Below are 12,187 nucleotides of genomic sequence, written 5' to 3'. Positions count from 1 at the left end.
ATTCCCGCTTTCGCGGGAATGACGATGGAGAGTGATGGTTACAGCCACGGATGCGTGGCATTGCGTTTTTGTTCAAAGCTGTCGATGGATTTGGCTTTTTCCATGGTCAGGCCAATGTCATCCAAGCCGTTCAGCAGGCAATGGCGACGGAAATCATCCAGCGTAAAAGTGGCGCGGATGTTGCCGCTGGTCACCACACAATTTTCCAAATCCACCGTAATGGTTTCACCGGGATGCGCGGTCATCCGTTCCATCAGCGCGTCCACCGTTTCGGAGGGCAGCGTCACGGGCAGAATGCCGTTTTTAAAACAGTTGTTGTAAAAGATATCGGCGTAGGACGGCGCAATGACACAGCGAATGCCAAAATCCAGCAACGCCCACGGCGCATGCTCACGCGATGAACCACACCCAAAATTGTCACCAGCGACCAGAATTTCGGCCTTGTCATACGGAGCCTTGTTCAACACGAAATCGGGTTTTGGTGATCCGTCTTCGTTATAGCGCATGTCGTTAAACAGGCTTTTGCCCAATCCGGTGCGCAAAATGGTGCGCAGGAACTGCTTCGGAATAATCATATCCGTGTCGACGTTCATCAACGGCAACGGGGCGGCAATCGCGGTCAGGGTTTTAAAGGGTTGCATGGCTTTTTATTCTTTCTGTGTATTGTGTAAAATTGAAGGCCTTAAACGCTCCCCACATTCACCGCCCGTGTGGATGGTTTATGCGGGGTTGGTGCGTTTCCCGACGGCGTGTCCAGTTTTACGGACGTGAATGCGGTCAGCAATTCCATGTCGTACATGCGAGCGCCTTTATCGGGGTCGTTGTGCATTTTGTCCAACGCTTCGGCCGCGCTGCGCGGGGTGGGGCGGTCCGGGCGGGGTTTGGTGTATCCGTCGAAGGCCTCAACAATCGCGCACAGGCGTACGGGTTTGGACAGCATATCGCCTGTCACGCCTGTGGGTGTGCCGCTGCCATCCATATGGGCGTGGTGGTATTTGATGACATCGCGCATCAAGTCCACAAACGGGTGGTCCAGATCGCCCAGATGTTCGTCCAGCAACGCCAGCCCCAGATCCGGGTGCTGACGGGTCAGGGCTTTTTCCTCGGGTGTGGGTTTACCGGGCTTGTCCCATGCATCAACGGGCACCATGCGCTTGCCGATATCATGGGCCAGCATGGCCCAGTACAAGGCTTCCTGTACATGATCCGGCTGGCCCAGATGGGCCGCGGTCTTGCGCACGTCGTTGGATACATCATAGGCATGTTTGTGGAAGATGTATTGAATGTCCGGGTTGCGGTCCAGCCGCTTGCGGTCATACAGCTCCAGCTCCTTCAACTGGTTTTCGATGAAGGGTTTGATGACATTTTCAAACGCAGGGTCATTGCGGATATCAAAATCCAGCCAGGCTTGCGCGGTGTCATTCATGCTTATGGCTCCAGCTTGGGTGTTCTGGGTTTAATGCCGGGGTTTTTACGATGGGTTTGAACATCGAAATCATCCGGTACGGGCGTAATCCTGCGGGATTCGGGGAACACGGGGTTGCCATTGCTCCATCCGCCGGCGAACAGGCCGCTGGCGTAAATGCTCTGCATCTGATCATCCAGCAGGATCGCATCTTCCGGTTCGAAATGGTGGCCCTTGTAATCAATCGGGGCGTACATGATGAAACGCGGCTCGGCATTGGGCGTTTTGTGAATGACCGGTGTTTCGGTATAGGCCGATTGCGTGCCATCATGTTCCACCCGCACGCAAATGGCGCGGTGTTCAATGCCCGTTTGCGCGACCAGATCGGGATGGTCGTTGTTCATGCGGTCCAGAAAAGCAGCGCGCAAGTTTGGTGTGTTCGGGGCCTCCGTGTGTTTGGCCAGATCTTTTTGCACTTCGGCATCCAGCGCTTTGGCGGCAGCCAGTGATCGACCCTGTAATTCGTAAACGGCGTAATACGGGTTGCTCATGGTGGGTACTCCTTATTTCTGAAATTCGCGAATGTCGGTTAAATGCCCGGTGATGGCGGCGGCCGCGGCCATGGCCGGGCTCATTAAATGGGTGCGTCCACCGCGACCCTGGCGACCTTCGAAGTTGCGGTTGGATGTGGAGGCGCACCGTTCGCCCGGGCTCAAACGGTCTTCGTTCATGCCGAGGCACATGGAACAACCGGGTTCGCGCCAGTCAAAACCCGCCTCGATGAAGATTTTATCCAATCCTTCTTCTTCGGCTTGTTCCTTGACCAATCCGGAACCGGGAACAATCATTGCGTATACTTTGTCGGCGACATGTTTGCCGCGCACCACATCGGCCACGGCGCGCAAATCTTCGATCCGGGCGTTGGTGCAGGATCCGATGAAGATTTTATCGACCGTCACATCCTGCATCCGCATTCCGGGTTTCAGACCCATGTAATCCAGCGCACGTTCCATGGCGGCGCGTTTATGCGGATCGTTTTCTTTCGCCGGGTCCGGCACGTTCCCGGTGATGGATACGACATCTTCCGGGCTGGTCCCCCATGTCACCGTGGGGGTGATATCTTCGGCGCGCAAGACCACTTCGGTGTCGTATTGTGCACCGGGGTCAGAGGGCAGGGTTTTCCACCATGCGACGGCCTTGTCCCAATCATCGCCCTTGGGCGCCATCGGACGGCCCTTGATAAAGGCGAAGGTGGTTTCATCCGGTGCGATCAACCCGGCGCGGGCGCCTGCCTCAATCGACATGTTACACATGGTCATGCGCCCCGCCATGTTCAGCGCGCGCACGGCGTCACCTGCATATTCAATGACGTGGCCCGTGCCACCCGCGGTGCCGATCTTGCCGATGATGGCCAAAATCATGTCCTTCGCCGTGACACCAGCGGGCAGGGTGCCATCCACTGTAATCCGCATTGTCTTTGCGGGTTTTGTAATCAATGTCTGGGTCGCCAGAACGTGTTCGACTTCGGAGGTGCCAATGCCGAAGGCCAGCGCGCCAAACGCGCCGTGTGTTGATGTGTGGGAATCGCCGCACACAATGGTCATGCCCGGTTGGGTTAAACCCTGTTCCGGGCCGACAATATGCACGATGCCTTGGCGGTGATCATTCAACCCGAAATACCGAATGCCAAAATCTTTGCAGTTTTGTTCCAGCGTGTTCACCTGTAATCGGCTTTCCGGATCGGCGATGCCTTGATCGCGATGCGCGGTGGGCACGTTGTGATCAGCGGTGGCCAATGTGGCTTCGGGGCGGCGCACTGTGCGACCCGACATGCGCAACCCTTCGAATGCTTGCGGTGATGTGACTTCATGCACCAAATGGCGGTCGATATACAAAACACATGTGCCATCATCACTGCGATCAACCACATGGTGATCCCAGATTTTTTGATACAAGGTCTTGGGGGCGGCGTTGGTCATGATGGTTTTTTCCTGCTATCCTAAAGGCCATAAACTGGCGGAAATCCTTGATTAGAGTAGGGCAGATCGAGGGAATCCTGCAAGCCTGCGTATAAAATCCGTCTTTATTTTAAGAGCGGGGCTTTAATTTTTCCGTAACTATATGATTTCTATAATGGTATGTCGGAACTTGTGCGGTGCAACAATGCCAAGACAAGGGCCGGCCTGCATAAACAAAAGAGAAGGATACGCTATGTCACACCCCAAACGCTGTTTCCCGCGGGAGGATGTTACAATTGCGATGCCGGATACGCTGTGCGCTATGGACCCCGACACCCGCGCGGCTTTTATTCGCAACAATGCCGGGGATGTCTGCATCACATTTTCTGATCCCACTTATGTTCGCGCCGACACAATCGTGATCGATGAAGACAGCAGTGCTGTTTACGCGATCCTGCATGAACGTGCGCATTACCTTGGGAATCTATCGCGCGCGATGGCGACATCGTTTGCGAAGAACGATCATGTATTGTTGTCGGCGCTGCGGCCCGATGGTTCGATTTTAGAAAGCTCGACACCCATGAAGATTGGGCGGGCGTAAGAGTAAGACAAGAAAAGTTTTTAACTGCGTCGCGTAATGGAGGGGTGTGAATGTCCGATGGATCAAGAACGGCAACATTTTTAAATCAGGGGCCACTGACGGTGGAAGGGGACATGGATGTCCTGCGCCCGGTTCAGGATGTTGTGAACACAATGACGCCGACATCATCAGCCGGAGCACGATCAGTTCCGCATTTGAACCAGCCCGTTGCGGGCGGTGGTGGTGCAGCGATCGGGATTATGATAGCACGGCCAGCGGCGTAGAGTTTTTCATGAGACGTCACCCCGGATTTCGTCGGGGTGACGCCAAAGAGAAAGAGACGAAAAAGGCGCGAAGGATGACCTTCGCGCCTTTTTGTATTCGTGCATAAAGCCAAAGATTATTTCTTTGCGGCTTTGCGAGCGTCTTTTTCCGCTTTGGTTTTCTTGTTGGACTTCTTCGCGGCTTTGGCTTCCGTTGCGGCGGCCAATGTTGCTTCGTCCTCAACCAGGCTGTGGCCGGTGGTGCGCTCGGCAATACGTGCCGATTTACCCTGACGGTCACGCAGATAGTACAGTTTCGCGCGACGAACGGAACCACGACGGACCAGTTCGATGCTGTCGATACGCGGGCTGAACAGCGGGAACACGCGCTCTACACCTTCGCCATAGCTGATCTTGCGAACGGTGAAGCTGGCGTTGGCGTCTTTGTCTGTGCCTTTACGGGCGATGCAAACACCTTCGTAAGCCTGAATACGCTCGCGGGCGTCCTTGCCGGTGCCTTCGCTGATCTTCATGTTTACTTTTACGGTGTCGCCCGGAGAGAATGCCGGGATTGCTTTGCTGTTTGCTTTCAGCTGAGCCAAGTGTTTGGCTTCAAATTTCTGCAGGATGTTCATCGTTTCTTTCCTTTCAATTGACCCTTATCGGGGCCCGATATCACCGGATATTCATCCGGCGGCGGCCCACTTGTCGTTTTCATGGGTTTACTCAAGGCGGGTTTTTACAGATTTTATGGGGCCGTTGCAAGGGAAACCGTGGCTTTTCAGGCACTTTTTTGCGCCGCCGCGCAGATAGTTCCGGGCAGAACGGGGCGGTTCCTTGAAAAGGCGGGGGTGGCGGGCTAGGGTTTGGGCTGAACATATAAAAAACGAAAACAATGGGGTTAAGTTATGGGAAATAATATGAAAAAGAGCTTGATCGCTCTAGGGCTGGCTTTTGCGATGGCTGGCTCCGTCTTTGCCGCACAACCCGCCGCAGCGGGCGAGGACCCTTGCCAGAAGGCCGATGGGCGGGCGGATCTGCTCCAATGTTTCAATGCCCTGCAATCCGGGCAATCGACACTGAAGACCGTGATGGACGGGGCGAAGAGCACCGTAAACCCGAAAAACCTGCAAGCGCTCGAATATAAACGCCGGTTGGATGCTGACTGTAAGAAGCAGGCGCTGTTCAAGGCATTTTTGGTCTTCGAAGCCTCTGGTTGGGCCAGGGACAATACCGCGGATCAAACGTCCGCAGGGGTTGCGGTGGAATCCATGACGCGTGAACGCTTGCACGGCTATGCATCGTTTGGAGCGGAATGCCATGCCAAGACAGCGATGTGGATGAAAGCGTATGATCCGTTAAAGGATGCGGCGGCATCACACCGTGCGGCGGCATCGGATATGCGGGCGTTGGCCAATCGGCTGAAGCCGAAGCCTTAATCGTTGGTTTTAAGAAGATCCGGGCGGCGTGCGCGGGTGAGGGCGAGGGCCTGATCCCGGCGCCATTGGGCAACCTTGCCGTGGTTGCCGCTGGTCAGGATGTCGGGCACGTCCAGGGCGCGGCCATCGGCGGTGGTCCATGTGGCAGGGCGGGTGTAATGCGGGTATTCCAGCAATCCGCCCGTGGATTCGGCGAAGCTTTCTTCGCCCGCCGTATCCACATTGCCCATCACGCCGGGCAACAGACGAACGCAAGCATCCATCAAAATCATCGCCGCCGGTTCACCGCCGGATAAAACGTAATCGCCAATGCTGACTTCTTCAAAATCATAGGCGTCGAGGAAACGTTGATCCACACCCTCATACCGTCCGCACAGGATGGTCAGGGATGGCGCGGTGATAAAATCTTCGGCCATGCGTTGGTTTAAAACGCGGCCCCGCGGGCTCATGTAAATGCGTTTTCCGGGATTGGGAATGGACAGGAAGGCGCGTTCCAAAATATCCGCGCGCATGACCATGCCGGCACCACCGCCAAAGGGCGTGTCATCAACGGTTTTGTGGTTATCCGTAGCAAAATCGCGAATATTGCTCGCGTTCCAAGACCAGATTTTTTTCTCCAGCGCCCGTCCGCTCAATGATTGCCCCAACGGCCCCGGGAACATTTCCGGGAACAGGGTCATTAAATTGACGTGCCATGGTGCGGCTTGGGGTGTTGTATTCATTTGTCGCCACGCAGTCCTTCGACCATTTCAACGACGATGCGGCGGGCGTCCATGTCCACATCTTGAATAAAATCATCGGCGAAGGGGACGTAGAATGTCGGGCCGCCTTCGGTCGGTTTGATTTCCAACAGGTCGCTGGCGCCAAAATTTTGCACATCTGCAACGGTGCCGATGGCGTTGCCGTTTTCGTCGGCAACATCCATGCCGATCAAATCGGTATGGTAAAATTCATCGTCCGATTCAATATCGGGCAGGGCGGATCGGTCAATCCAGAGCATGGTTCCACGCATTGTTTCCGCAACGTTGCGGTCATCGACCACGCCGTTTTTGGTTTTTACGCGGGCGACCCATGCGCCTTTGTTCGGGGATTGCAGTGTGATGGTAACGGTTTCGGTCCCGGTTTCGGATGTATAAAGCGGGCCGTATTTGTGCAGACTGTCGGGATTGTCGCCAAAGCAACGAACGCGGACCTGGCCGCGAATGCCGTGGGCGGTTGTAATTTCACCGATGCAGATACGTTTGTCTGTCATGTTCGATATATCGCGTCCCTTCATCCCCTCGCTTCAACCCTCTCCCAGTGGGAGAGGGGATTTTGAAGCGAGGGAAGAAGGAGAAAGTCGCGAAGATTACTCAGCAGCCGGGGCTTCTTCAGCAGCAGCTTCTTCTTTCGGAGCGGCGGCAGCAGCAGCGGCTTCAGCTTTAGCAGCGGCTTCAGCTTCGGCTTTTTCAGCGGCTTTGGCTTCTTTTTCACGAACGCGTTCTTGAGCTTTCGCTTTCGGAGCGGATTTCTTCGGAGATTCGTTCCATTTCGGCATGTCGATCAGGCCAGCTTTACCCAGGAACAGTGCAACGCGGTCGCTCGGCTGTGCGCCTTGACCCAACCAATGCTTGATACGGTCGGTGTTCAGAACCAGACGCTGTGCGTGGTCGGACGGCAGCAGCGGGTTGTAGGTGCCCAGTTTCTCGATGAATTTACCATCGCGTGCGGCGCGGCTGTCGGCCACAACGATTTTGTAGGACGGCAGGTGACGGCGACCACCACGGGCCATACGAATTTTCAGTGCCATAGTCTTTCTCCTTTTTGGCGTTACTTCAGTTTGTAGTCGGTTTCAGTTTATTTTTTTCCTTTAGGAAAAGGCCCCTTCAAAAAAGGGTTGGAACCCAGTATGTCGGCCGGGTTACCAAAGCCGGGCATGGATCCACCAAACTTGTTCAGCATGGATGGATCCAAATTCTTCATATTCTCGGTCATCAGGGCGGCGTCTTTTTCGCCCATCATGCCCTTCATCATGCCCATCATTTTGCCCATGCCCATTTTCTTCATGCGCTTCATGACGGTTTGCATTTGTTGCAGCTGTTTATGCAGCTTGTTGATGTCCTGCACCGTGGTGCCGGACCCGGTTGCGATGCGGCGCTTGCGCGACGCGTTCAGCAATTCCGGGCGGGACCGTTCCGCCGGTGTCATGGACAGGATGATGGCTTCCTGTTTCTTCAACGCGCCATCATCAATATTGGCGTTTTCCAACTGGCTGGCCATCTGGCCCAGACCCGGCAGCATTTTGACGAGGCTGGAAACGCCGCCCATCTTCTGCATCTGGCGCATTTGCGACAGCAAATCGTTGAAATCGAAATCGCCCTTCTGGAATTTCTGCGCCATTTTCATGGCGTCTTCCTGGTCGATCGTTTCGACGGCTTTTTCCACCAGCGAAACAACATCGCCCATGCCCAGAATGCGGCCCGCGATCCGGTCCGGGTGGAATTGTTCCAATGCGTCCCATTTTTCGCCGACACCAATCAATTTGATCGGCTTGCCGGTTACGGCCTTCATCGACAGGGCGGCGCCGCCACGGGCATCACCGTCAACGCGGGTCAAAACAATGCCCGTAACGGCGACTTGTGCGTCGAATGCGGATGCGGTGTTCACCGCGTCCTGGCCGGTCATGGCATCAACAACCAACAACGTTTCCGTCGGGTTGATGGTGTCGCGCACGGCTTTGGCTTCGGCCATCATCGCTTCGTCAATGCTCAGGCGACCGGCGGTATCCAGAATAACAACGTCGTATCCTTCTTTGCGCGCGGTATCCATGGCGCGCAGGGCGATATCGACCGGCTTTTGTCCTTCAATAACGGGCAGGGTGGCCACGCCCGTCTGGCGACCCAGTTGCGCCAATTGTTCCTGCGCGGCTGGACGATACACGTCCAGCGATGCCATCAGCACTTTCTTGCGCTGCTTGTCGGTCAGGAATTTACCAATTTTGGCGGAGGTTGTGGTTTTACCCGAACCCTGCAAACCGACCATCAGGTAAGCGCACGGCGGCGTGGCGAAATTCAGATCGGTCGTATCGCTGCCCAGCATATCGACCAGCGCATCGTGAACGATCTTTACAACCTGCTGGGCCGGGGTGACGGAACGAATGACCTCTTGGCCAACGGCGCGTTCGCGCACAGTCTCAACGAATTGTTTGACAACGGGCAGGGCGACATCAGCCTCCAGCAACGCCACGCGAATTTCGCGCAACGCGTCGGATACGTCGGTTTCGTTCAAGCTGCCCTTACCGCGCAGCTTGCCGAACACTTTCCCGAGCCTGTCACCAAGCGATTCAAACATCAGTAGCCTTTAATCCCAAAACAATTTGGCCGCAGTGAGCGTAATTTCGCCAACTGCGGTGTACCCGTAGGCACTGCAAAACTTACAGTGACCGGAAGAATTTGACCGGAAACTAAGGGGTTGGGGTGGGGATGTCAAGGATTTTGGGGATTGGTTTGGGACTTGACAATCGTGCTTAAATATAGGAATATTATCCTGTTTTTAGCCCCCTTGCGTCCAAATTCCGGCGCAGCGGGGTTTTTTTATGTCCAAAATTCAGGAAAAATCCCATGAAAATCAGTCTGTTAAAGCCCTTTGCCAGCAACGGCAAAGCGGATGAATTTGACGTGCGCCAGATGAAGAAGGCGCTCAACCGCCTCGGCTATTACCACCCCTATGACGCCACTGGCATCACCGGCACGGCGGACCGGGCGGTGTTTGACGCTCTGCGATCCTTCCAATCCGACCATGGCCTGCCCGCCACGGGGGCGGCCAAACCGGACGATGAAACGCTCACGGCCCTGAATGCGGCCATCGAAAACGCCCCGGACGGCGCATATATCTGGCGGACGGCTGGCGATGATCGGGTGCGGGATGGCCATGCCGCCTTAAATGGGACTAAAAGGAAATGGAGTGATGACCCGGATCCGGGGCAAGATTTTGGTTGTCGGTGTTGGGCGGATGATGTGGAAGAGGGATCTTGGAATGAAGAGTATCCTGATGCGATATTGCCGACCCTAGGGCCTTTTGATCTGTTGTTGGGTGGAGTATTTGTCAAGGGAGGGGTGCAGCTGAGCGCTACCACGCTCCATTTTCTCAGGCAAACCTTGAAAAGGGAAATCCGTGTTAATGCTCCACAAGGTAAAAATTTGGCCCGATTTATTGGAAAGATACCTTCTAACTCAAAGGGGTCCGTAAAAATCACAAAGCTTCCTGGTGGGAATGTAAAGTTTACTGCAGTTTCCCAAGGCAGGGTGCCGGGGTCTAAGGCTGTTTATGAGAAGGTTGTCGATCCAAGCGGAAAAACAATCCAGTACACAAAAACAACATACGTGAATGGTAACAAGATACTCCATATTAAAGACAAATTAGGCAAGGGGAAATTTCATGAATAATGATGAGCAAAGAATGTCATATCTGCATAATGTGTTGATGTTGGACCCAAGCTTTTTAGAATCGGTGCGGCGATTAAATGACATGGAGTGGGATTTTTCTGGTGATCCTGTTTTTTTGGAGCGCGCTTTAATAAGGAATATTTTGGACCGATATTTAAAAGGAATCCTGGTGGCGGATGACGTTTACCAGTGGGCTGATTTTGTTGAGTTGCGTGAAGATATTCAATTTCATGCCGAGGATGACATTATCCCTTCCATTGTTCACGCATTGGCAAACCCGGCCCTTGAAGGGGCGTTGACGCCAGATAGCGCAAAAACTTTCTTGCTTCAGCTTGAATAGGGGAATGTGAGTGGTGGATCGGAGTATATGTGAGATATTGCGGCAAATGGATATCGAAGGGCTGATTGCGCAGGGCGCTCCTTCCGATGAATATCAGTCTGAGGCAGAGGCAATAAAAGTGGCGATTTATTCTGTCGAAGGCGAAGTGAGTGCAGATGTCGTGGTCGCCATAATGTCACTGATCTGGAAGGATAGTTTTGGTCTGTCGGATGATGACATGGTGAAGCGCTTGCCGATTATTCGGCGTGCGGCTGAAAATATATTTGGTGCGTAACAGCAAGTGGACCAGCACCTTCCTTTCCCCCGTCCCTTTGTGCTATGACCTTTGAAGTCTTTTGAATAATCACAGGGTTCCGCCATGGCTTTAAAATTCCGCAAAATGCACGGTCTGGGTAATGATTTTGTCGTTCTGGATGTCCGGGATGGCAAGATGAATGTTGGGCCGGATCTGGCGCGGGCGTTGGCCGATCGTCGCCGGGGTGTTGGGTGCGATCAGGTGATGGTGATGGAACCGCCGAAAACCCCGGGCACCGATATCTTCATGCGCATCTATAACCCGGACGGGTCCGAGGCTGGGGCGTGTGGCAATGGCACGCGGTGCGTGGCCAAGGTGTTGATGGAAGAAAGCGGGAAGGCGGCCTGCGTCATTGAAACCGTGTCCGGTATCCTGCCTGCGAACAAGGCGGATGGTGGATTGGTCACTGTGGATATGGGCGCACCGCGCACAGCGTGGAATGAAATTCCGTTGTCGGAAGAGCGCGACACGCTGCATCTGGGGATTGGGGATGGCGATACGCTGTCCGATCCGGTGGCGATTAACATGGGCAATCCGCACTGTGTGTTCTTTGTGAACAATGTTGAAGAACTGAGCATTGAACATCTGGGGCCGTCGGTTGAGCGTCATGCGATGTTCCCGCAACGGACCAACGTTGAATTTGCGCAGGTGATTTCCCCCACAAAAATTCGCATGCGTGTATGGGAACGCGGCACGGGCGTGACGCAGGCGTGCGGGTCTGGCGCGTGTGCCACTGCGGCGGCGGCTCTGCGCCGTGGCCTGATCGGACGCGATGTTGAGGTCGTTCTGGATGGCGGATCGCTGTTCTTCCACATCCGTGAAGATGATGGCCATATCCTGATGACCGGGGCCGCGACGGATGTGTTTGCGGGTGAAATGGCCGCCTAAAACAAGCGTAAAATCGGGGCCGGGATCGACAGGCGCGGCGTATAATCAATGCCCTGCGCGGGGATCGTGTAATAGCCGGCGAATTTTTTGTAACGGTCGGTCAAGGCGTGTTTGGATGGAATGGTGATGTGCGGGTTTTTTTGCACGGCTTTGCAGCCCATTTTGTCGGACCATGTGCCATCCGCATCGCGCAGGAAGAAGTGAAAATCATCATCGGTGGCCACGGTCATGGCGATGGCGTGAACGTCGCCGGACAGGGCTTCGTCCTCTGAAATCATAATCAATCCGTCGGATGTCACGCGGTCGCGGACGTCTTCTTCGTTAAAAATGGTGAATCCTTCGCCGATGTCGCTGTAGCTAGGCTCGGCATAAATCAGGCTGCCCGGTTGGGCGTTGCCCATCTCGGGCATGCCCAACGCGTAACAATAACAATTCGTATTGTGTTGCAATTTTGGATAGGCCGACCATGCCGCGCCGTTAAAGGCGCGATTGGGTGTGGGGAAGCACACATTCGTTAAATCCGCATCCAGATGATGAATCGGGCGGATCATGTCGTTCAGTTCGCGGTCGTTATATCCATCATAGGGCATGGTCG

Annotated in this window: 17 protein-coding genes; 7 read left to right on the top strand and 10 right to left on the bottom strand. The window is 54.6% G+C overall.

What is annotated here, in order from left to right; genetic code table 11:
• Nucleotides 1-38: 38 nt before the first annotated feature.
• Genes leuD through leuC form a run of 4 tightly spaced genes read right to left on the bottom strand, consistent with a single transcriptional unit; the run spans nt 39 to nt 3,384 of the window.
• On the bottom strand, nt 39-641 hold the full coding sequence (gene leuD / locus MICA_RS07210; RefSeq protein ID WP_014103069.1) for a 3-isopropylmalate dehydratase small subunit: 603 nt from the start codon (nt 639-641) through the stop codon (nt 39-41).
• A 41-nt stretch (nt 642-682) separates the two neighbouring features.
• Nucleotides 683-1,426 carry an HD-GYP domain-containing protein gene (locus tag MICA_RS07205; protein WP_014103068.1) on the bottom strand — a complete coding sequence of 248 codons (744 nt, stop codon included), beginning with the start codon at nt 1,424-1,426 and terminating at the stop codon, nt 683-685.
• Between the two features lie 2 nt (nt 1,427-1,428).
• Nucleotides 1,429-1,956, bottom strand: coding sequence for a hypothetical protein (locus tag MICA_RS07200; protein ID WP_014103067.1), 528 nt, complete (start codon nt 1,954-1,956; stop codon nt 1,429-1,431).
• Between the two features lie 12 nt (nt 1,957-1,968).
• Nucleotides 1,969-3,384 (bottom strand): 3-isopropylmalate dehydratase large subunit, encoded by a 1,416-nt coding sequence (gene leuC, locus MICA_RS07195; RefSeq protein WP_014103066.1) that lies wholly within the window; start codon nt 3,382-3,384, stop codon nt 1,969-1,971.
• Between the two features lie 232 nt (nt 3,385-3,616).
• On the opposite strand from leuC, the gene MICA_RS07190 reads away from it, so the two are divergent.
• Nucleotides 3,617-3,964, top strand: coding sequence for a hypothetical protein (locus tag MICA_RS07190; protein ID WP_014103065.1), 348 nt, complete (start codon nt 3,617-3,619; stop codon nt 3,962-3,964).
• A gap of 50 nt (nt 3,965-4,014) precedes the next feature.
• On the top strand, nt 4,015-4,227 hold the full coding sequence (locus MICA_RS07185; protein ID WP_014103064.1) for a hypothetical protein: 213 nt from the start codon (nt 4,015-4,017) through the stop codon (nt 4,225-4,227).
• A gap of 116 nt (nt 4,228-4,343) precedes the next feature.
• On the opposite strand, the gene rplS is transcribed toward MICA_RS07185, so the two are convergent.
• Complete coding sequence (gene rplS, locus MICA_RS07180) at nt 4,344-4,841, bottom strand: 50S ribosomal protein L19 (RefSeq protein WP_014103063.1); 498 nt, start codon at nt 4,839-4,841, stop codon at nt 4,344-4,346.
• A gap of 285 nt (nt 4,842-5,126) precedes the next feature.
• Here rplS and MICA_RS07175 point away from each other — a divergent pair, with 285 nt between their 5' ends.
• The gene (locus MICA_RS07175) at nt 5,127-5,645 is read left to right on the top strand and encodes a hypothetical protein (protein WP_236619872.1); all 519 of its coding nucleotides are present in this window, start codon (nt 5,127-5,129) and stop codon (nt 5,643-5,645) included.
• Here MICA_RS07175 and trmD read toward each other — a convergent pair.
• The 4 genes from trmD to ffh form a co-directional block, all read right to left on the bottom strand.
• A complete protein-coding gene (gene trmD / locus MICA_RS07170) occupies nt 5,642-6,367 on the bottom strand; it encodes a tRNA (guanosine(37)-N1)-methyltransferase TrmD (protein ID WP_014103060.1) in 726 nt (241 codons plus the stop codon). The genes MICA_RS07175 and trmD overlap by 4 nt on opposite strands.
• Nucleotides 6,364-6,897, bottom strand: a complete 534-nt coding sequence (rimM, locus tag MICA_RS07165) for a ribosome maturation factor RimM (protein WP_236619871.1) — start codon at nt 6,895-6,897, stop codon at nt 6,364-6,366. The genes trmD and rimM overlap by 4 nt, the downstream gene beginning before the upstream one ends.
• Before the next feature lie 96 nt (nt 6,898-6,993).
• Nucleotides 6,994-7,434 (bottom strand): 30S ribosomal protein S16, encoded by a 441-nt coding sequence (gene rpsP, locus MICA_RS07160; RefSeq protein WP_014103058.1) that lies wholly within the window; start codon nt 7,432-7,434, stop codon nt 6,994-6,996.
• 47 nt (nt 7,435-7,481) lie between these two features.
• Nucleotides 7,482-8,975: a signal recognition particle protein gene (gene ffh / locus MICA_RS07155; RefSeq protein WP_014103057.1), complete on the bottom strand. Its 1,494-nt coding sequence runs from the start codon at nt 8,973-8,975 to the stop codon at nt 7,482-7,484.
• A 269-nt stretch (nt 8,976-9,244) separates the two neighbouring features.
• On the opposite strand from ffh, the gene MICA_RS11885 reads away from it, so the two are divergent.
• From MICA_RS11885 to dapF, 4 genes are all read left to right on the top strand, one after another.
• Nucleotides 9,245-10,069, top strand: coding sequence for a peptidoglycan-binding protein (locus tag MICA_RS11885; protein ID WP_049782117.1), 825 nt, complete (start codon nt 9,245-9,247; stop codon nt 10,067-10,069).
• Nucleotides 10,062-10,409, top strand: coding sequence for a hypothetical protein (locus MICA_RS07145; RefSeq protein WP_014103054.1), 348 nt, complete (start codon nt 10,062-10,064; stop codon nt 10,407-10,409). Before MICA_RS11885 ends, MICA_RS07145 begins: the two co-directional genes overlap by 8 nt.
• Before the next feature lie 46 nt (nt 10,410-10,455).
• Nucleotides 10,456-10,683: a hypothetical protein gene (locus tag MICA_RS07140; protein ID WP_014103053.1), complete on the top strand. Its 228-nt coding sequence runs from the start codon at nt 10,456-10,458 to the stop codon at nt 10,681-10,683.
• Nucleotides 10,684-10,767: 84 nt separating this feature from the next.
• Nucleotides 10,768-11,592, top strand: coding sequence for a diaminopimelate epimerase (gene dapF, locus MICA_RS07135; RefSeq protein WP_014103052.1), 825 nt, complete (start codon nt 10,768-10,770; stop codon nt 11,590-11,592).
• Here the strand turns inward: dapF and MICA_RS07130 are convergent.
• The gene (locus MICA_RS07130; RefSeq protein ID WP_014103051.1) at nt 11,589-12,182 is read right to left on the bottom strand and encodes a hypothetical protein; all 594 of its coding nucleotides are present in this window, start codon (nt 12,180-12,182) and stop codon (nt 11,589-11,591) included. The two genes, dapF and MICA_RS07130, sit on opposite strands and share 4 nt — an antisense overlap.
• Nucleotides 12,183-12,187 lie beyond the last annotated feature (5 nt).

Source organism: Micavibrio aeruginosavorus ARL-13, from assembly GCF_000226315.1.
GTDB lineage: Bacteria > Pseudomonadota > Alphaproteobacteria > Micavibrionales > Micavibrionaceae > Micavibrio > Micavibrio aeruginosavorus_B.
The sequence above is the reverse complement of the archived record's forward strand: the minus strand, read 5'-3'. Positions and strand labels throughout refer to the sequence as shown.